Here is an 18,669-nt window from a genome sequence, read left to right as displayed (position 1 = left end):
GTGGCACCCCCGATCGCCGCGGATCACTCCTGCCCTCGCGAAAGAAGCAAGGAGACGACCAATGCTATCCGCAACCGAGCCCGAGGCCGCGTCGCGGCGCTCACTCTGGGTGAGCATGAGCTCACTCATGCTCACCTTGTTCCTGGCCGCCATCGACCAGACCGTCGTGGCGACCGCCATGCCGACCATCGTGGGCGAGCTGCACGGCCTGGAGAGCCTGTCGTGGCTGGTCACCGCGTTCGCCCTGACGTCGGGCATCGCCACGCCCCTCTACGGCAAGCTCAGCGACATGTACGGCCGCAAGAACCTCTATCTGTCGGCCATCGTCCTGTTCGTCCTCGGCTCGGCCCTGTGCGGGCTGGCGCAGTCGATGGGCCAGCTCATCGCCTTCCGGGCCTTCCAGGGCATCGGGGCGGGCGGGCTCATGGTGCTGACCATGACCATCCTCGGCGACCTGGTCTCGCCCCGCGAACGGGCCAAGTTCCAGGGCATCTTCGGCGCGGTCTTCACGATGGCCTCGATCGCCGGGCCGATCCTCGGCGGCTACCTCACCCAGCACGTCTCCTGGCGCTGGATCTTCTACATCAACCTGCCGCTCGGCGCGATCGCGCTGGCCGTGGCGTTCACCGTGCTGAAGCTGCCCAAGCGGGTCTCTCCGCACCGGATCGACTGGCTCGGCGCCGTGCTGATCTCCGGGCTGCTGACCTGCCTGACGCTGTTCGCCTCCTGGGGCGGCACCCTCTACGCCTGGTCCTCGCCGGTCGTCATCGGGCTCGGCGGCGGCGCGGTGCTGCTGGCCCTGCTGTTCGTGCTGGTGGAGCGGAACGCGGCCGAGCCGGTGCTGCCGCTGCGGCTCTTCCGCGACAGGACGTTCACGCTCCCGGTGGCCGCCGTCGTGCTCATGGCCACCGCGATGCTCGGCGCGGCCACGTTCCTGCCCATGTTCCTGCAACTGGCCACCGGGGCGAGCGTGGCGGACTCGGGGCTGCTGCTGCTCCCGATGATGATCGGGATGGTCGTCTCGTCGACGCTGACGGGGCAGCTCGTGCACCGGTACGGCCGGTTCAAGTGGTTCATGGTCACGGGGACGGCGCTCGCCGGGGTCGCCGGGTTCCTGTTCTCCACCATGGACCTCGGGACCGGCGGGATCGTCTCCGGCGCGTACATGGCGCTGTTCGGGGCCGGGCTCGGCATGGTCATGCAGAACGTGCTGCTGGCCGTGCAGACCACCACGACGGCGGCGGACCGGGGCGCGGCGACCTCGGCCGTCACGTTCGCCCGGGGCGTCGGCGGCGCGGTGGGCGTGGCGGTGCTGGGCGGCGTCTTCAGCGGCAGGCTCGCGGCGGGACAGTCCGCGCTCACGCCCGACGCGATCCGGGCGCTGCCGGAGGCCGCACGCCACGCCACGCAACTCGCCTTCTCCGAAGCCATCGGCGCGGTGTTCGCCTGGATGGGGCCGATCCTGCTGGTCTGCACGTTGCTCCTGGTGTGCCTGAGGAACGTACGCCTGACCGACCAGACGCCGCCCGAGCCGGTCGCGCGGGACACGACCCCGGAGCCCGGCGTACGGGCCTGAGCCCGCGGTGAAGCGGATCCCGTAACGGGGGATCCGCTTCGCTACTTATGGGGCGAAATTTCACCACTAAGTTGCATCACCTGGTAAGTGTCGGGAAGATGCAGAATCTGCGGCACTCGGTGGATGGGGGAAGAATGCGGCGAGTCGCCTCTGGCCTGACGGCGCTGGCCGCCGTGGTCGCGATCGGCGCCTGCTCGGTCGGCACGCCGGAGACCGCCACGCGTTCCACTACGCGCTCCGCCATCCACGAAGGCCCCGAATACCTCGTCTTCTACACCGAAGGCGGGCAGAGCCGGGCGCAGCAGGCCGTCGAACGCGCCGGCGGCACCATGCTCGCGAACGACGCCAAACTCGGCTACCTCACCGCCACGGGCGGCGGCGCCACGTTCGTGGAGAAGGTGGGCGCGGACGCGTCCATCGTCGGGGTGTCCCCGGACCGGAGCATCGGCTTCGCCGACGGCGGCGGCGCCGCCCCCGTCACCCGCCGTACCGGAGGGGCCAAGGCCCGCGCGGGGACCTTCCCCGACGCGAGATCCTTCACCAGGAGCGGCTCGGGCTCGGGCGAGCCGCTCGCCGGCCGCCAGTGGGACATGCGGATGATCGGCGCCGACCGCGCCAACGCCAAGGTCCCCGGCAGCAGGCAGGTGCTGGTCGGCGTCATCGACACCGGCGTGGACGGCAAGCACCCCGACATCGCCCCCAACTTCAACCGCGAGCTCAGCCGCAACTTCGTCACCGACAAGCCCAAGGACGAGAGCGGCGAGACGCTCGACGGACCCTGCGAGGTCAGCAGCTGCAAGGACCCCGTGGACGAGGACGACGACGGCCACGGCACCCACGTGGCCAGCACCATCGCCGCGCCGATCAACGGCATCGGCATCGCCGGCGTCGCCCCCGGCGTCCAGATCGTGAACATCAGGGCCGGCCAGGACTCCGGGTTCTTCTTCCTCAAGCCCAGCCTCGACGCCCTCACCTACGCCGGCGACATCGGCGTGGACGTCGTCAACATGAGCTACTACGTCGACCCCTGGCTGTTCAACTGCACGGCCAACAAGGCCGACTCCCGCAAGGAACAGCTCGAACAGGCGGCCATCATCACCGGCATGCAGCGGGCGCTCGACTACGCCCGCCAGCGCGGCGTCACGCTCATCTCCGCCCTCGGCAACGGCTCCACCGACCTCGGCCACCCCAAGGTCGACAAGGAGAGCCCCGGCTACCCGGTGGGCGAGAAGAAGACCCGCCAGGTCGACAACTCCTGCCTCAACGTGCCCGCCGAGTCGAACGGCGTCATCTCCGTCGCCGGGCTCGGCCCCTCCGGCCGCAAGGCGATCTACAGCGACTACGGCGTCGAGCAGGCCGACGTGTCCGCGCCCGGCGGCGACGCGCTGGACGGCAACGGGGCCAAGGCCACCCGGTCGATCCTGGGCGCCGCGCCCGAGCGGGTGCTGCGGGCCGCCGGGCGGATCGACGCCAAGGGCGAGCCCAAGGGCGCGGACGTCGTCAAGGACTGCGCGCGCGGCACCTGCGCCTACTACCAGTACCTCGACGGCACCTCCATGGCCGCCCCGCACGCCACGGGAGTCGCCGCCATCCTCATCAGCCGCTTCGGCAAACCCGGCAAGGCCGGCCTCGAACTGGCTCCCGCCACCGTCGAGGACCTGCTCTACAAGACCGCCACGCCCAAGGCGTGCCCCACGCCCCGCCAGTACGTGTACAAGGCGTACGGCCAGGACGTCACGCAGGTCTGCGAGGGGGACCAGGCCGACAACGGCTTCTTCGGGCACGGTGTCGTGGACGCCTGGAAAGCGGCTACTGTCGAACCATGATGTACCGCATCATCGCGGACCTCGCGATGGTGACGCACTTCGCGTTCCTCGCCTACATGGTCGTGGGCGGATTCCTCGCCTGGCGCTGGCGGCGCACGATCTGGGCGCATCTCGCCGTGGTCGCCTGGGGGCTGCTCTCGATCACAGTCGGCCTCGAGTGCCCGCTGACCGTGGTCGAGGACTGGGGACGCCGGCGCGCGGGGCTGGCGGGGCTGCCTCCCGGGGGTTTCATCGACCACTACATCAAGGGCGTGATCTACCCGGAGGAGTACACGAACTTGGCACGTCTGGGGGTCGCCGTTCTCGTTCTGTTCTCTTACATGGGCTACGTTCTCCGTCGTCAGTGACTGCCAAGTGGTCTGTACCAATTAAGGTAGGACTCGTGACTCGTCGCGCGAAAATCGTCTGCACCCTAGGCCCCGCCACATCCTCCAAAGAACGCCTCCGCGAGCTGATCGCCGCAGGCATGGACGTGGCACGGTTCAACCTCAGCCATGGCAATCATGACATGCACAGAGAGGTTTACGACCGCGTCAGGGAGGTGGCGGCCGACCTCGGCCGCGGTGTAGGCCTGCTCGCCGACCTGCAGGGCCCCAAGATCCGCGTCGGCACGTTCGAGGAGGGCCCCGTCAGGCTGGGCTTCGGCGACGTCTTCACCATCACCACCGAAGACGTCCCGGGAGACCGCGAGCAGGTCTCCACCACCTACAAGGGGCTGCCCAACGACGTCCGCCCCGGTGACACGATCCTCGTCGACGACGGCCGCCTCGTGCTCGAGGCCACCCGCGTCGACGGCGAGCGCATCACCACCCGCGTCGTCATCGGCGGCATGATCTCCGACAACAAGGGCCTCAACCTGCCCGGCGTCAACGTCAGCGCCCCGGCGCTGACCGACAAGGACGAGGCCGACCTGCGCTGGGCGCTGCGCACCGGCTTCGACATGATCGCCCTGTCCTTCGTCCGCCGCCCCTCCGACGCCGACGTGGTGCGCAACATCATGGAGCAGGAGGCCGTCCGCCTGCCGCTGCTCGCCAAGATCGAGAAGCCGCAGGCCGTCGACCGCCTCCCCGAGATCGTCGACGCCTTCGACGGCATCATGGTCGCCCGCGGCGACCTGGGCGTCGAGCTGCCGCTGGAGCAGGTGCCGATCGTGCAGCGGCGCATCATCGAGCTGTGCCGCGAGAAGGCCCACCCGGTCATCGTCGCCACCCAGATGCTCGACTCCATGATGAACGCCCCGCGCCCCACCCGGGCCGAGGCCTCCGACGTGGCCTACGCGGTCATGGACGGCGCCGACGCGGTCATGCTGTCGGGCGAGACGTCGGTCGGCAACTACCCGATCGAGTCCGTCTCCACGATGGACCGCATCGCCTGCGCCGCCGAGGAGACGTCCCTGCACGCCACGCACACGCTGGAGCGCATGCCGGAGACCACCGGCGGCGCCATCGCGCGCGCCGCGGCCGAGGTGGGGGCCATCGTGGGGGCCAAGGCGCTGGTGGCGTTCACGATGTCGGGGGAGACGGCGCGCCGCCTGGCCCGCTACCGCTCGCCGATCCCGCTGCTGGCCTTCACCTCGTCGCCGCACGTGCGGGGGCAGCTGTCGGTGACGTGGGGGGTGGAGACGTTCCACGTGCCGTTCGTGCACCACACCGACGACATGGTGCGGCAGGTGGAGGCGTCGCTGCTGTCGTCCGGGCGGCTGGAGAAGGGCGACAAGGTGGTCATCGTGGCCGGGTCGCCTCCCGGCACCCCGGGCTCCACCAACGCCCTGCGCGTCCACACGGTCGGCTCGGCCGTCTCCCACGCGCACTGAAGGCTCTCAGGAGCTTTTACGGCTGCGCACGGTGGGCACCACCCGCCGACCGTGGCTGAGGGCCCTCCAGGGTGACGCTCACCCGCCTCACCGGCGCGCCCCCGTAACGGCGCGCCGTGGGCCGCCACGGTGGTTCCCGCTTGACCGGCGCGCCTAAGGCCATGCCTCGGGCATCCGAGTGCTCCGGCCTGGCCGACGCACCGTATGACATGCCGGGCGCCTCTTCCGGGCTCTCCCGATGAGCGGTCGACCCGCCGTCCTGCGTCCCGTGGCGCCAAGGCCATGGCCCGGGGCGCGTTCTTCGAGCGGCCCGCATCGGGCAGGGGCGCGCAGGCGGCACCGGCGGTGGGCCGGGCCTGGGCGGGAGGGGTCGGGCCTCCCGCCCGTGTCGTCAGGGTGTCAGTTGGCGTGCAGGGCGGCGTTCAGTTCGATGCCGCCGCCCGTGCGCGGCACCGCCTCCACCGCGCCCGACTGCGAGTTGCGGCGCAGCAGGATCCCGTTCGAGCCGGACAGCTCGGCCGCCTTCACCACCGTGCCGTCCGGGAGCGCGACCTTCGTGCCCGCCGTCACGTACAGCCCGGCCTCCACCACGCAGTCGTCCCCCAGCGAGATGCCGATGCCCGCGTTGGCGCCCAGCAGGCAGCGCTCGCCGACCGAGATGACCTGCTTGCCGCCGCCCGACAGCGTCCCCATGATCGAGGCGCCGCCGCCCACGTCGGAGCCGTCGCCGACGATCACGCCGGCCGAGATGCGGCCCTCGACCATCGAGGCGCCCAGCGTGCCGGCGTTGAAGTTCACGAAGCCCTCGTGCATGACCGTGGTGCCGCTCGCCAGGTGGGCGCCCAGGCGCACCCGGTCCGCGTCGGCGACCCGTACGCCGGAAGGCAGCACGTAGTCCACCATCCGCGGGAACTTGTCCACCCCGTACACCGTCACCGCGCCCCTCGCCCGCAGCCGCAGGCGCGTGCGCTCGAAGTCCGACACCGGGCAGGGGCCGAAATTGGTCCACACGACGTTGGCGAGCAGGCCGAAGACGCCGTCCAGGTTCACGCCGTGCGGCCTGACCAGGCGCGCGGACAGCAGATGCAGCCGCAGGTAGACGTCGTGGGCGTCCACGGGCGCCTCGGAGAGCTTGGCGATGCCGGTGCGCACCGCCACCACCTCCACGCCCCGTGCCGCGTCGGGCCCCGCCAGCTCGGCCAGCTCGCCGGCCTCGTCGGCGGAGAGCCGCTCGGTGCCCGTCGCGGGCGCGTCGCCCAGCTCGGGGGCGGGGAACCAGGTGTCGAGTACGGTGCCGTCGGCGGCGATGGTCGCGAGGCCGACGCCGAACGCGCCGGTCGAGGTGGGATCGATAGCAGTCACGGGCCAAAAATACCGTTTCCGGGTCAGCCGAGAGCGCCCAGGTCGGCGGAGAGCCAGTGCTCGGGGCGCATCCGGAACGTCATGAGCACGTGCAGGTCCGAGCCCTGCACGTATCCCTCCACCGCGTCGGGCGGCAGATAGCGGGAGGAGATGCGCGTCAGGTCCTCCAGCGTCGTGGGCCCGGAGCGCACGACGGGCCCTTCGACGGACACGTACCGGTAGGTCGGGCTGGCCCGCTGCACCAGCATCGAGAACCTGGCCGCCTTCGCGATCAGCCGCGCCTTGCGCGAGTCGCCGTCCGTCAGGAAGCGGATCTCGCCGCCGGGGACGTAGTCGTACCAGACGGGCACGATCAGTGGCGCGCGCCCGTCACCCGTCTCCACCGCCAGGCTCGCGATGTGCGGCTCCGCCAGGAACGCCTCCCTCACCGCCACGCTCAACGGCATCCCGCCCCACCCCCGTCTTCATCGATCTTGAGACCGATATTCCCGATGGGAGCGATCCCGAAAGCTCCTCGATCGCGGCTTTTCCCAGGTGATCCCCATCTGTGGCGGCGAGGTTCCGGGCCGCGACCGTCGTCGCCGTGTGCACGAACGCCGCCAGCGCCCGCGACCGGGCCCCCTCCGGCCAGGCCAGCACCACCGTCGTCGGCACCCCGTCGAGCACCGGCACACACGCCAGATCCCGCCGTAGCTGATCCCGCACCGACTCCGGCGCCACCGCGATCAACCGCCCGAAGGCCACCAACTGCATCAACACGGCCGGATCGTGCAGCTCCGGATGCCGGCCCGGCCAGCACGGAATCGGGTCCTCCTCCAACTCCGCCAGGCGCACGAACGGCCGCCCCGCCAGCCGGTGCCCGGGCGGCACGATCGCCACGCTGCCCTCCTCGCGCAGCGGCTCGCTGTCGAAACCGGTCAGATCCTCGTACGGGCTGTGCAGGAACGCCACGTCGGCCGTGCCCTCACGCAGCATCCGCGCCCGCTCCGTCACCGCGCACAGGACCAGGTCCACCTCGACCGCGTCCGGATGGGCGCGGTAGGCGGCGAGGATCTCCGGCAGCAGGCCGCCGTCGCCGCCCGCCTTCATCGCCACCACCAGCCGGGGCACCGCCTGCCCCGCCCGCTGCGTGCGCACCGTCGCGGCGGCCACCGCGTCGAGGACCTTGGCCGCCTCCCTGGCCAGCACCTCGCCCGCCGGAGTCAGCGAGATCCGCCGCCCCGACCGGTCGAACAACCTCACCCCGAGCCGCCGCTCCAGCTTCTGGATCGCCCTCGACAGCGGCGGCTGCGCCATGCCCAGCCGCTCGGCCGCCCGACCGAAGTGCAGCTCCTCCGCGACGGCGGCGAAATAGGCCAGCTCGCGCGTCTCCATACCCTCAGGGTATTGCCCGTGACCCACCCGGTGTTGGCCCCGGACCGGCCGTCGATGGTGTGCTGCCGGACATGACGGAAAAGACCACCGCCCTGGTGACCGGGGCGAACAAGGGCATCGGGTACGAGGTCGCCGCGGGCCTCGCGCGCAAGGGCATGACGGTGCTGCTCGGCTCCCGCGACCGGGCACGCGGGGAGGAGGCCGCCGCCCGGCTCCGCGCCGAGGGTGGCGACGTGCGCCCCGTCGTGCTCGACGTCACCGACCCGGCCTCCATCGAAGCCGCCGCCACCACGCTGACCCGCCTCGACGTGCTGGTCAACAACGCCGGCATCTCGGGCCCCATCGGCGACCCGCCCAGCGCGATGTCCCCGCGGACCGTCCGGGAGGTGTTCGAGACGAACGTCGTCGGCGTCCTCACGGTCACCAACGCCATGCTCCCCCTGCTCAGACGCTCGCCCGCGGCCCGCATCGTGAACGTCTCCAGCGGCGTCGGCTCCCTCGCCCACCACACCGACCCCGGCCACTACATGTCCGCCCTGCCGGCCACGGCCGCCTATCCCGTCTCGAAGACCGCGCTCAACTCCCTGACCGTCCAGTACGCCAAGGAACTGCGGAAGGACGGCATCCTCGTCAATGCCGCCGCCCCGGGCGCCTGCGCCACCGACTTCACCAAGGACCTGCCGTACAGGCCCACACGCACCGCCGCGGACGGGGCCATCGTCGTCATCGCCCTGGCCACTCTCGGCCCCGACGGGCCGAGCGGCGGCTTCTACGACGACGCAGGCACCGTGCCCTGGTGACCGGTCGGTATTTCGGGTCCAGCTGGAGATCCAGCGACTCCACGGCCTCCCGCCGGGCGGCCGAGAGCTCGTCGCGGTGGTCGAACCGCCAGGCGACGCCGAGCAGATCGAGCGCCTCGCCGCAGGGGGCGAGGATGTCGGGGGACTCGCACCAGCGGACTCCGCTGGGGAGGACCCGGCGGACCCGGTCCATGCCCCGGCGGGCCCGGTCCATGCCTCGGCAGCCTTCGGACGAACCACCCGGGTTGCGCCGAGACGACCTCCCGCTGCCACGGCTCGAGGACGATGGCGCGGGACCGTGCCGCGGGAACCGGTGCGGCCGGTGCTCGGGCGAGCAGGCGAAGGGTGTCGTCACGGACGGCGAGATCGCGCATGCGGAGAGTGTCGCAGCCGGGTACGACAAAACCGCCCGGTTCAAAGAACCGGGCGGTCGGTCAGTGCCCCGGGTGGGATTCGAACCCACACTGAATGGATTTTGAGGCCATCTTCTCTGCCGTTGGAATACCGGGGCATTTCCGGATTTGCCGTGCATCCTAGCGTCGAGCAAGATCGCCTGCTGGCCGCCAACGTGGCTCTAATGTACCGGACATCGGTACTCTTCTGCTCGTGAGTACGCAGCGGCGAGTAGTGATCGCGGAAGACGAGGCCCTGATCCGCCTCGACCTCAAGGAGATGCTCCAGGAGGACGGCTACGTCGTCGTGGGCGAGGCCGGGGACGGTGAGCAGGCGATCCAGCTGGCCGCCGATCTGAGGCCCGACCTCGTGATCCTGGACGTGAAGATGCCCGTGCTCGACGGGATCTCGGCGGCCGAGCGGATCGTGTCCGAGCGGATCGCGCCGTGCCTGATCCTGACCGCGTTCTCCCAGCGTGACCTGGTCGAGCGGGCCAGGGACGCGGGGGCGATGGCCTATCTGGTCAAGCCGTTCACGAAGGCGGATCTGGTGCCGGCGATCGAGATGGCGGTCAGCAGGCACGAGGAGATGGTCGCGCTGGCGGCCGAGGTGTCGAGCCTGTCGGAGCGGCTGGAGACCAGGAAGCTGGTCGAGCGGGCCAAGGGGCTGCTGATGACGCAGCACGGCTGGAGTGAGCCGCAGGCGTTCCGGTGGATCCAGAAGGCGTCGATGGATCGGCGGTTGAGCATGCGTGAGGTTGCTCAGATCGTTATAGACGACGCGGCCGAGCGGAGCTGAATAAGGCCTGTATCAGGTCTTTTGGGCCGGCGGGTTGTGGTGTGGTCACGAGTGGGCATCCAACCGGCTTCGAGTGCTTTTCGTGGGAGGTGTCCCGGCGCGTAACTGATGGGCGGACGGAAGGTCCGCTCATCTCGAACGGAGACACTTTCGATGATCCGTATTTCCCGTGCGCCGCTCGCCGCCACAGCGATCCGCGTACCGGCGCCCGCCCGCTTACCGGTGCTCGCCGCGACAGCGATCCGCCTGCCGGTGCTCGCCGTCACGGCGGTCCGCGTATCGGCGCTCGCCGCCGCCCGCCTGCCGGTCGCTGCCGCTCGCCTGCCGGTCGTCGCGGCGGGCGCCGCGGTGTGTCTGGTGCTGACGGCGTGTTCGGGCGCGGGCACGACCGCCGCGCCCGCCGGGTCGTCCTCGGCCCCGGCCTCCTCGGGTGAGGCCGGGGCCGCGAAGAAGGGGGACGGCACGCTGACGATCGGCACGGTGCTGCCGCAGACGGGTTCGCTCGCGTATCTGGGCCCGCCCATGTTCACGGGTGTGAATCTGGCGCTCAAGGAGGTGAACGAGGCGGGCGGGGTGCTGGGCAAGCCGGTCGTCAAGTACGACACGGACTCGGGCGACACCACCACCAACATCGCCTCGCAGTCGGCGGACAAGCTGCTGACGCAGAAGGTGGACGCGATCGTCGGTGCCGCGTCGTCGTCGGTGTCGGAGTCGATCATCGACAAGATCACCAGGGCCGGGGTCGTGCAGTTCTCGCCGGCGAACACCTCCGACAAGTTCACCACGATCAACGACAGGGGCCTGTACTTCCGTACGGCGCCGCCGGACAAGCTGCAGGGCCGGGTGCTGGGCGATCTCGTGGTGTCCGACGGGAGCGACACGATCGGCATCCTGGCCATGCAGGACTCGTACGGCTCCGGCCTGGCCGACCAGGTGACCGAGACCGCGCAGGCGGCGGGCGGCGAGGTCGTGGAGCGGGTCGACTACGACCCGAAGGCGGCCGACTTCTCCGCCGACGTGGCCAAGATCAAGGCCAAGGACCCGAAGGCGATCGTGCTGATCGGGTTCGAGGAGACGGCGAAGGTCGTGGCCGAGCTGGTCAAGCAGGGCCTGACGGCGGACAAGCACAAGTGGTACATGGTGGACGGCAACATGTCGAACACCAACTACCTGAGGATGCCCAAGGGCACGCTGAAGGGCGTCAAGGGCACCATCCCCGGCGCGGCGGCTCCCGAGGCGTTCCAGAAGAAGCTGCTGACGGTCAACCCCAAGCTGACCGAGTTCACGTACGCGGCCGAGTCGTACGACGCGGTGACGCTGATCGCGCTGGCGGCCGAGGTGGCCAAGGACGACTCGGGGGCGGCCGTCGCGGCGCGTCTGGTGGACGTGAGCAAGTCGGGGGAGAAGTGCACCGGCTTCAAGGAGTGCGTGGACCTGGTCAAGGCCGGTAAGGACATCGACTACGAGGGTGTCAGCGGGCCGGTCGACTTCAACGAGGCAGGCGACCCGGCGGTGGCCACGATCGGGGTCTACCAGTACGGCGCGGACAACAAGTTCGACGCGGCGAAGGCGCTCGAATATCGGCAGGGGAACATCGCCGGCTGACGATCGCCCATTACGGCCCCGATCCGGAAATTTCTGGATCGGGGTTGTCTCGTACTCCGAGAAGACCGTAACTCACGCGAAACATCTCATTACTATGAGTGTTTGTGACATTACGAATCCGCATAAAAGCCGCGTAAGAACTCCCCATCACCTGTTCGAACAGGCATGCTGAGCTCGGAAAACCCAGCGAAGGTGATCGTTCCTTCGTTGAGATAGGGGGAGTCTCTTTTATGATCCGCATTGCTCCAACGGGGCGCGTCCTGGCCGTGGCGGCCGCGGCGAGCCTGGCTCTGACGGCGTGTGGCGGCGGCGGTGGCGACACGGCCGCGAAGCAGTCTGAGTCGGCGGCCCCGTCCGCGGCGGCCTCGTCGGCTCCCGCGGCCAAGGGCGACGGCACGTTGACCCTCGGCACGGTGCTGCCGCAGACGGGCTCGCTCGCGTTCCTCGGCCCGCCCGAGTTCGCCGGCGTCGACCTGGCCGTCAAGGAGATCAACGAGGCCGGTGGCGTGCTCGGCAAGCCGATCACCAAGGTCCACACGGACTCGGGTGACACCAGCACGAACATCGCCTCGCAGTCGGTGGACAAGCTGCTGGCGCAGAAGGCCGACGCCATCATCGGCGCCGCGTCGTCGTCGGTGTCCGAGTCGATCGTCGACAAGATCACCGGTGCGGGCGTGGTGCAGTTCTCGCCGGCCAACACCTCCGACAAGTTCACCACGATCAACGACAAGGGCCTGTACTTCCGTACGGCGCCGCCGGACAAGCTGCAGGGCCGCGTGCTCGGCGACCTGATCGCCGCCGACGGCAACGACTCCATCGGCATCCTGGCCATGCAGGACTCCTACGGCTCCGGCCTGGCCGACCAGATCACCAAGACCGCCGAGGAGGCCGGCGCCAGCGTCGTGGAGCGGGTCGACTACGACCCGAAGGCGGCCGACTTCTCCGCCGACGTGGCCAAGATCAAGGCGAAGAACCCGAAGGCGATCGTGCTGATCGGCTTCGAGGAGGGCGCCAAGGTCGTGGCCGAGCTGGTCAAGCAGGGCCTGTCGGCGGACAAGCACAAGTGGTACATGGTGGACGGCAACATGTCGAACACCAACTACCTGAAGATGCCCAAGGGCACCCTCAAGGGCGTCAAGGGCACCATCCCGGGTGCCGAGGCCCCCGAGGAGTTCAGGAAGAAGCTCCAGGAGCTCGACCCCAAGCTGAGCGACTTCACGTACTCGGCCGAGTCGTACGACGCGGCGAACCTGATCGCGCTGGCCGCCGAGGCGGCCAAGGACGACTCCGGCGCGTCCATCGCCGCCAAGCTGCCCGAGGTGAGCAAGGGCGGCGAGAAGTGCAAGAGCTTCAAGGAGTGCGTGGACCTGCTGAAGGCCGGCAAGGACATCGACTACGACGGTCTCAGCGGCCCGGTCGAGTTCAACGACGCCGGTGACCCTGCGGTGGCCACGATCGGCGTCTACCAGTACGGCGACGACAACAAGTACCCCGGCAAGGCGCTGGAGTACCGCACCGGCAAGATCGAGGGCTGACCCTCAGCTCAGGCCGCACGTCTTCATCGCCCACGGGATGAGGCGGTCCTGCAGCGGCTTGGGCGGCACCACGATGACCACGCGTTCCTGGCCCCCGTCGACGCTGGCCCGCACGGGGAACAGGAAGGCCTTCTTGGCCTCGGCGAACGCGTGGGGGTCGCAGCGGCCGGGGGTGAGCGCGATCGGCACCTCCAGCCGCTGCTGCCCGGCGGCCAGCACGCCCAGGGGCCGGTGCTCGGGCGTGACGATGAAGTGGGTGGTCCCGCCCATGTCGTTCAGGGCGACCGAGCCGTTCCCGCGCCGGGTGATCACCAGGGTGCCCCGCATGGCCTTGTCCACGTCCTTCCACTCCGGGCCGAACTGGATGTCGGCCGACTCCTTGATCAGGAACTCGGAGCACTCGTCGCGCAGCAGCCTGGCCAGCAGCGGGTCGGGGTGGGGGACGGTGAAGACCACCTTCCGCGGCTGCTCGGAGCCCGTACTGACGTGCGCCACGACCGTGGCCGGCTGGACCTCGGGCAGCCCCTGGGGCAGGCAGTTGGCGGGCCCGTACGTGATGCGCAGGTCCGTCCGTTCGGTCTTCTTGATGGTGGCGTCGGTCCTTTGGGCCGGCAGGGTTTTGAATGAAGGCGTGACAAGCTGGACATCGGCGAAATAGACCGGAGTGTCGGCGGTATTGCGGACGGCCACTTCCAGCGCGTGCACGGGCTCGTCCGAACGCCATTGGGCCAGTGACACGGATACGCCCGCGGGCGGCGTCGCGGGTGGCTGGGAAGGCGGCTCGGAGGTGCCGCAACCGGCGAGGAGGAGCGCCGTCGCGAGGAGAACCGTAAAACGCTTCACTCGATGCAGATTAAGCGCGCTTGCCCAGGTCCCGTAAGTTGAGGACTGATTACGACTCCGCATCCAAGTGCCGACAGTTCCCCAGCGCATCTGGTTGGAGCACGCTGCAGTTTTGTACGTTTCCTGCATTCGTTCGGGAACGCTCGGCGGTGCTGACCGATCCCGGCCTGGAAATGAAGGAGACACTTCATGATCCGCATTGCTCCCGTGGGGCGGGCGCTGGCTGTCGTGGCTGCCACCAGCCTCGCCCTGACAGCCTGCGGCGGTGGCGGCGGCAACACCGCCACGCAGACGTCAGAGTCTGCCGCGCCATCGTCGTCGGCGCCCGCCGCGGCGAAGGGCGATGGCACTCTCACCATCGGTACCCTGCTGCCCCAGACCGGTTCGCTGGCCTTCCTCGGCCCGCCCGAGATCGCGGGAGTCGACGCCGCCGTCAAGGAGATCAACGAGGCCGGTGGCGTGCTCGGCAAGCCGATCACCAAGTACGACACCGACTCGGGTGACACCACCACCAACATCGCCTCGCAGTCGGTGGACAAGCTCCTGGCCCAGAAGGCCGACGCCATCATCGGCGCCGCGTCCTCGTCGGTGTCGGAGTCGGTGATCGACAAGATCACCGGTGCGGGTGTGGTGCAGTTCTCGCCGGCCAACACCTCCGACAAGTTCACCACGATCAACGACAAGGGCCTGTACTTCCGTACCTCGCCGCCCGACAAGCTGCAGGGGCGCGTGCTGGGTGACCTCGTGGTGGCCGACGGGAACGACACGGTCGGCATCCTGGCCATGCAGGACTCCTACGGCACGGGTCTGGCCGACCAGGTGCAGAAGACCGTCACCGACGGCGGCGCCGAGGTCGTCGAGCGGGTCGACTACGACCCGAAGGCGGCCGACTTCTCCGCCGACGTGGCCAAGATCAAGGCCAAGAACCCCAAGGGCATCGTGCTGATCGGGTTCGAGGAGACCGCGAAGGTCGTGGCCGAGCTGGTCAAGCAGGGCCTGCCCGCCGACAAGCACAAGTGGTACATGGTGGACGGCAACACGTCCAACACGAACTACGTGAAGATGCCCAAGGGCACGCTCGACGGCGTCAAGGGCACGATTCCGGGTGCCGCGGCCCCCGAGGAGTTCGAGAAGAAGCTCCTGGCCATCAACCCCAAGCTCCAGGACTTCAGCTACGCCCCCGAGTCCTACGACGCCGCCAACCTGATCGCGCTGGCCGCCGAGGCCGCCAAGAGCGACGCCGGCACGGACATCGCGGCCAAGCTCGCCGAGGTGAGCAAGGGCGGCGAGAAGTGCAAGAGCTTCAAGGAGTGCGTGGACCTGCTGAAGGCCGGCAAGGACATCGACTACGAGGGCGTCAGCGGCCCGGTCGAGTTCAACGACGCCGGTGACCCGGCGGTGGCCACCATCGGCATCTACCAGTACGGCGCCAACAACAAGTACGCCACCAAGGCGCTCGAGTACCGCACCGGCAACATCGCCGGCTAGTACCGCCGCCTCACACGGAAGGGCCCGGCCGCCACGGCCGGGCCCTTCTCGTCGTCACCGCCTGCAGCCGGCCACGATCTGGTCGGCGGCCACGCGGTACTGCTTGAGCAGCGCCACCTGCCGCGCGCGGGGCACGTCGTTCCTGGCGAGCCCGGCGGTGGTGGTCCTGACGGTCTGTACGGCGCCCTTCAGGGAGTCGGGCAGCCGGTCGCCGAACTCCAGCGTGATCCCGCGCAGCTCCGCCAGGCGGCCGATCACGGCGTCCTCGAAGTATTGCCGGTCCTCCTGACCCTTCGGTTCCAGCATGAGGTTGGCGTACCCGATGGCCGAGACCACGCGGGCGCACGGGCTGTCGGTGGGATCGCCGCCGGTGCTGTATTTCGACGCGGACGAGGCGTTGCCCTGGCAGCCGACGAGTAGGACGGGAAGCATGAGCGCGACTGTCGCTAAACGTTTCACAACGCACATTAAAGAACGGCGGAGGGGCCCATGGGAGCCCCTCCGCCGTTCTCGATCGACTTACGCCTTGGCCAGCGTGCCGAGGTACAGCTCGATGACCTTGGGGTCGTTGGCGAGCTGCCGCCCGGTGCCGGTGTAGGCGTTGCGGCCCTGGTCGAGGACGTAGCCGCGGTGGCAGATCTGCAGGCAGCGGCGCGCGTTCTGCTCCACCATGATCACTGTCACGCCCGCCTTGTTGATCTGCTGGGCCTGGATGAACACCAGGTCCTGCAGCTTGGGCGACAGGCCCGCCGACGGCTCGTCGAGCAGGAGCACGGACGGCTCGGTCATGAGCGCCCTGGCCATCGCGACCATCTGCCGCTCACCGCCGGACAGGGAGCCGGCGCGCTGCTTGCGCCGCTCCTTGAGCGCGGGGAACAGCTCGGCCACGAACTCGAAGCGCTCCTTGAACTTCCCCGGCACCTGGAAGGCGCCCATCTCGAGGTTCTCCTCGATGGTGAGGCTGGGGAAGACGTTGTTGGTCTGCGGCACGTAGCCGACGCCGCGGGCGACCAGCGAGTGCGCCTTCATGTTCGTGATGTCCTCACCCTTGAGCAGCACGGTGCCGCTGCGGATGGTGACCAGCCCGAACATGGCCTTGAGCAGCGTCGACTTGCCGGCGCCGTTGGGGCCGATGATGCCGATCAGCTCGCCCTCTTTGACGTAGAGGTCGGAGCCGTTGAGGATGTTGACGCCCGGCAGGTAGCCGGCGATCAGCTCGTCGCACCTCAGCACGGCGTCCTCGGCGCCCTGCAGGTGGTCGCTGCGGTCGGTGACGGCCGCCTTCGACTGGGCCGGCTCAGGGACGGTCACTTCTGCGTCTCCTCTTCGATCTCGGCCTCCAGCGCCGCCTCGGCCTCCTGGAGCTGAGCCTCCAGCTCGGTCTCCGACAGCGGCGCGTCGTGGTGCGCGCCCAGATAGGCGTCGATCACGCGCTCGTCGGACATGATCGTCGAGGGCGGTCCCTCGGCGATGACCGCGCCCTGCGCCATGACGATCACCCAGTCGCTGATGTCGCGGACCATGTCCATGTCGTGCTCGACGAACAGCACCGTCATGCCCTGCTCGCGCAGGTCCTTGACGTGGCCGAGCAGCGATTGCGTCAGCGCCGGGTTGACCCCGGCCATGGGCTCGTCGAGCATGACCAGCTCCGGCTGGACCATGAGCGCGCGGGCCATCTCCAGCAGCTTGCGCTGGCCGCCCGACAGCGACCCGGCGAAGTCGTCGCGCTTGGCGTCGAGCTTGAACCGCTCCAGCAGCTCCTCGGCCCGGACCGTGATCGCGTCCTCCTCGCCGCGCCACAGGCTCGGCACGAGCGCGCGGAAGAAGTTCTCGCCCTTCTGGCGCTGGGCGCCCAGGCGCATGTTCTCCATCACCGTCAGCCGGGACAGCGCCTTGGTGAGCTGGAACGTGCGCACCATGCCGGAACGGGCCACCTTGTGGGCGGGCACCCCGTTCATCGAGCGTCCGTTGAACGTCCACGAGCCGGAGTCGGCCGTGTCGAACCCGGTGAGCTGGTTGAAGAAGGTGGTCTTGCCGGCGCCGTTGGGGCCGATCAGCGCGGTGATGGAGCCGCGCTGGATCTCGACGTGGTTCACCTCGACCGCGGTCAGGCCGCCGAAGCGGCGCACCACGTTGTCCACCACGAGGATGGGGTCGGGCTTGGGCACGCCGGGGTCGCGCGCCAGGTCCTTGAACGCCGCCAGGGCGGCCGACTTGCGCTCGGTGGTGCCCGTCTGCGCGTGGGTTTCAGCGTGCATCGATTGCTATCTCCCTCTTGTCACCGAAGACGCCCTGTGGCCGGAAGACGAGCAACAGGATGAGGCCGAGACCCACGATGATGTAGCGGAACGCGCCCACCTGGTTGGTGTCCATGAACGTGATGTACCCGGCGCCGACCGCCTCGGTGAGCACACCGTAGATGAAGACCAGCAGCACCCAGAAGATCATCGAGCCGACGACCGGGCCGAGCACGCGGGCCGCGCCGCCGAGGATGACCATGGTGTAGATGTAGAAGGTCGTCTCGGTGCCGAAGACGTCCGGCTGCACGGAGGCGAAGGCCAGGCCGTAGATGAAGCCGCCGAGCGAGCCGATGACGCCGCCCAGGATGAGCGACTGCATCTTGTACGAGAAGACGCTCTTGCCCAGGCTGCGCACCGCGTCCTCGTCCTCGCGGATGGCCTTGAGCACGCGGCCCCACGGGCTCTTCATGAGCAGGTAGACGATGGCGCAGCAGATGGCGATCAGCACCCAGCCGACGACCAGCACCCACAGCACCCGGTTGTTGAAGAAGAGCGGCACCGGGCCGAGGTTGAAGCCGTAGTCGCCCTCAGGGAACGGGTTGAGGGCGTAGAAGCCGTCGGAGAAGCCGCGCTGCCCGTCGGAGCCGCCGAAGACCCCCTTGAAGGCCACCGAACGGAAGACGAGCCTGATGATCTCGGCCGCCGCGATGGTGACGATGGCCAGGTAGTCGGCGCGCAGCTGCAGCGTCGGGATGCCCATGAGGATCGCCAGCACCACGGCGGAGAGCAGGCCGACGATGATGCCGATCCAGAACGGCAGGCCCATGACGGTGACCGTGACCGCCAGGCCGTAGCCGGCCACGCCCATGAACGCGGCCTGGCCGAAGTTGAGCAGGCCCGTGTAGCCGAAGTGGATGTTGATGCCGATGGCCGCGAGGGCGTACAGCACCGTGTCCACGCCGACGGCGGACTTGAGCGTGGTGCTGATGATCGTGATCCAGTCCATTGTGATCCTC

At 69.3% G+C, this 18,669-nt stretch carries 17 protein-coding genes and 1 tRNA gene; 9 read left to right on the top strand and 9 right to left on the bottom strand.

Going from position 1 to position 18,669, the window contains the following annotated elements; translation table 11 throughout:
- The first annotated feature begins 61 nt into the window (after positions 1 to 61).
- The 4 genes from ABZS69_RS01785 to pyk all read left to right on the top strand — a co-directional run bounded on the left by ABZS69_RS01785 (position 62) and on the right by pyk (position 5,215).
- Positions 62 to 1,576, top strand: coding sequence for an MDR family MFS transporter (locus ABZS69_RS01785; protein WP_355364742.1), 1,515 nt, complete (start codon positions 62 to 64; stop codon positions 1,574 to 1,576).
- 134 nt (positions 1,577 to 1,710) lie between these two features.
- Positions 1,711 to 3,402: a S8 family serine peptidase gene (locus ABZS69_RS01780; RefSeq protein WP_355364739.1), complete on the top strand. Its 1,692-nt coding sequence runs from the start codon at positions 1,711 to 1,713 to the stop codon at positions 3,400 to 3,402.
- Positions 3,399 to 3,749: a DUF2784 domain-containing protein gene (locus ABZS69_RS01775; RefSeq protein WP_355364736.1), complete on the top strand. Its 351-nt coding sequence runs from the start codon at positions 3,399 to 3,401 to the stop codon at positions 3,747 to 3,749. Before ABZS69_RS01780 ends, ABZS69_RS01775 begins: the two co-directional genes overlap by 4 nt.
- A 35-nt stretch (positions 3,750 to 3,784) precedes the next feature.
- Positions 3,785 to 5,215 (top strand): pyruvate kinase, encoded by a 1,431-nt coding sequence (gene pyk, locus ABZS69_RS01770; RefSeq protein WP_355364733.1) that lies wholly within the window; start codon positions 3,785 to 3,787, stop codon positions 5,213 to 5,215.
- 399 nt (positions 5,216 to 5,614) lie between these two features.
- Here the strand turns inward: pyk and dapD are convergent, their stop codons facing one another.
- The 3 genes from dapD to ABZS69_RS01755 are packed head-to-tail and all read right to left on the bottom strand — an operon-like array spanning position 5,615 to position 7,951.
- Entirely contained in the window at positions 5,615 to 6,577 is a 963-nt protein-coding gene (gene dapD / locus ABZS69_RS01765) for a 2,3,4,5-tetrahydropyridine-2,6-dicarboxylate N-succinyltransferase (RefSeq protein ID WP_355364730.1), read from the bottom strand.
- A gap of 23 nt (positions 6,578 to 6,600) precedes the next feature.
- On the bottom strand, positions 6,601 to 7,005 hold the full coding sequence (locus ABZS69_RS01760; protein WP_355364727.1) for a pyridoxamine 5'-phosphate oxidase family protein: 405 nt from the start codon (positions 7,003 to 7,005) through the stop codon (positions 6,601 to 6,603).
- Entirely contained in the window at positions 6,947 to 7,951 is a 1,005-nt protein-coding gene (locus ABZS69_RS01755; RefSeq protein WP_355364724.1) for a LysR family transcriptional regulator, read from the bottom strand. The genes ABZS69_RS01760 and ABZS69_RS01755 overlap by 59 nt, the downstream gene beginning before the upstream one ends.
- A gap of 71 nt (positions 7,952 to 8,022) precedes the next feature.
- Between ABZS69_RS01755 and ABZS69_RS01750 the strand changes: the two genes are divergently transcribed.
- Positions 8,023 to 8,751 carry an SDR family oxidoreductase gene (locus ABZS69_RS01750; protein ID WP_355364721.1) on the top strand — a complete coding sequence of 243 codons (729 nt, stop codon included), beginning with the start codon at positions 8,023 to 8,025 and terminating at the stop codon, positions 8,749 to 8,751.
- A gap of 438 nt (positions 8,752 to 9,189) precedes the next feature.
- Here the strand turns inward: ABZS69_RS01750 and ABZS69_RS01745 are convergent.
- Positions 9,190 to 9,262 (bottom strand) — tRNA-Leu (locus ABZS69_RS01745).
- A gap of 95 nt (positions 9,263 to 9,357) precedes the next feature.
- Here ABZS69_RS01745 and ABZS69_RS01740 point away from each other — a divergent pair.
- The 3 genes from ABZS69_RS01740 to ABZS69_RS01730 all read left to right on the top strand — a co-directional run bounded on the left by ABZS69_RS01740 (position 9,358) and on the right by ABZS69_RS01730 (position 13,082).
- A complete protein-coding gene (locus tag ABZS69_RS01740; protein WP_355364718.1) occupies positions 9,358 to 9,942 on the top strand; it encodes a response regulator in 585 nt (194 codons plus the stop codon).
- A 153-nt stretch (positions 9,943 to 10,095) separates the two neighbouring features.
- Positions 10,096 to 11,547, top strand: a complete 1,452-nt coding sequence (locus ABZS69_RS01735) for an ABC transporter substrate-binding protein (RefSeq protein WP_355364715.1) — start codon at positions 10,096 to 10,098, stop codon at positions 11,545 to 11,547.
- A gap of 230 nt (positions 11,548 to 11,777) precedes the next feature.
- A complete protein-coding gene (locus ABZS69_RS01730) occupies positions 11,778 to 13,082 on the top strand; it encodes an ABC transporter substrate-binding protein (protein WP_355364712.1) in 1,305 nt (434 codons plus the stop codon).
- Positions 13,083 to 13,085: 3 nt separating this feature from the next.
- Here ABZS69_RS01730 and ABZS69_RS01725 read toward each other — a convergent pair whose 3' ends face one another.
- The gene (locus tag ABZS69_RS01725; RefSeq protein ID WP_355364709.1) at positions 13,086 to 13,925 is read right to left on the bottom strand and encodes a hypothetical protein; all 840 of its coding nucleotides are present in this window, start codon (positions 13,923 to 13,925) and stop codon (positions 13,086 to 13,088) included.
- A gap of 189 nt (positions 13,926 to 14,114) precedes the next feature.
- Here ABZS69_RS01725 and ABZS69_RS01720 point away from each other — a divergent pair, with 189 nt between their 5' ends.
- Positions 14,115 to 15,413, top strand: a complete 1,299-nt coding sequence (locus ABZS69_RS01720; protein WP_355364706.1) for an ABC transporter substrate-binding protein — start codon at positions 14,115 to 14,117, stop codon at positions 15,411 to 15,413.
- A 54-nt stretch (positions 15,414 to 15,467) separates the two neighbouring features.
- Here ABZS69_RS01720 and ABZS69_RS01715 read toward each other — a convergent pair whose 3' ends face one another.
- The 4 genes from ABZS69_RS01715 to ABZS69_RS01700 all read right to left on the bottom strand — a co-directional run bounded on the left by ABZS69_RS01715 (position 15,468) and on the right by ABZS69_RS01700 (position 18,659).
- On the bottom strand, positions 15,468 to 15,845 hold the full coding sequence (locus tag ABZS69_RS01715) for a hypothetical protein (protein ID WP_355364703.1): 378 nt from the start codon (positions 15,843 to 15,845) through the stop codon (positions 15,468 to 15,470).
- Between the two features lie 87 nt (positions 15,846 to 15,932).
- Positions 15,933 to 16,667 carry an ABC transporter ATP-binding protein gene (locus ABZS69_RS01710; protein ID WP_355365308.1) on the bottom strand — a complete coding sequence of 245 codons (735 nt, stop codon included), beginning with the start codon at positions 16,665 to 16,667 and terminating at the stop codon, positions 15,933 to 15,935.
- A 53-nt stretch (positions 16,668 to 16,720) separates the two neighbouring features.
- Complete coding sequence (locus ABZS69_RS01705) at positions 16,721 to 17,671, bottom strand: ABC transporter ATP-binding protein (RefSeq protein WP_355364700.1); 951 nt, start codon at positions 17,669 to 17,671, stop codon at positions 16,721 to 16,723.
- Positions 17,661 to 18,659 (bottom strand): branched-chain amino acid ABC transporter permease, encoded by a 999-nt coding sequence (locus ABZS69_RS01700; RefSeq protein ID WP_355364697.1) that lies wholly within the window; start codon positions 18,657 to 18,659, stop codon positions 17,661 to 17,663. The genes ABZS69_RS01705 and ABZS69_RS01700 overlap by 11 nt, the downstream gene beginning before the upstream one ends.
- Positions 18,660 to 18,669: the final 10 nt, after the last annotated feature.

It is taken from the genome of Nonomuraea sp. NPDC005650 (assembly GCF_040605375.1).
Classification (GTDB): Bacteria; Actinomycetota; Actinomycetes; order Streptosporangiales; family Streptosporangiaceae; genus Nonomuraea.
Note: the sequence above shows the minus strand (reverse complement) of the source record. Positions and strands in the feature narration are given on the sequence as shown.

Coding starts and splice junctions, on each gene's coding strand:
- ABZS69_RS01735 (WP_355364715.1), top strand. CDS start 10,096: ATGATCCGTATTTCCCGTGCGCCGCTCGCCGCCACAGCGATCCGCGTA.
- ABZS69_RS01730 (WP_355364712.1), top strand. CDS start 11,778: ATGATCCGCATTGCTCCAACGGGGCGCGTCCTGGCCGTGGCGGCCGCG.
- ABZS69_RS01780 (WP_355364739.1), top strand. CDS start 1,711: ATGCGGCGAGTCGCCTCTGGCCTGACGGCGCTGGCCGCCGTGGTCGCG.
- ABZS69_RS01715 (WP_355364703.1), bottom strand. CDS start 15,845: ATGCTTCCCGTCCTACTCGTCGGCTGCCAGGGCAACGCCTCGTCCGCG.
- ABZS69_RS01755 (WP_355364724.1), bottom strand. CDS start 7,951: ATGGAGACGCGCGAGCTGGCCTATTTCGCCGCCGTCGCGGAGGAGCTG.
- ABZS69_RS01720 (WP_355364706.1), top strand. CDS start 14,115: ATGATCCGCATTGCTCCCGTGGGGCGGGCGCTGGCTGTCGTGGCTGCC.
- ABZS69_RS01775 (WP_355364736.1), top strand. CDS start 3,399: ATGATGTACCGCATCATCGCGGACCTCGCGATGGTGACGCACTTCGCG.
- ABZS69_RS01785 (WP_355364742.1), top strand. CDS start 62: ATGCTATCCGCAACCGAGCCCGAGGCCGCGTCGCGGCGCTCACTCTGG.
- ABZS69_RS01750 (WP_355364721.1), top strand. CDS start 8,023: ATGACGGAAAAGACCACCGCCCTGGTGACCGGGGCGAACAAGGGCATC.
- ABZS69_RS01700 (WP_355364697.1), bottom strand. CDS start 18,659: ATGGACTGGATCACGATCATCAGCACCACGCTCAAGTCCGCCGTCGGC.
- ABZS69_RS01705 (WP_355364700.1), bottom strand. CDS start 17,671: ATGCACGCTGAAACCCACGCGCAGACGGGCACCACCGAGCGCAAGTCG.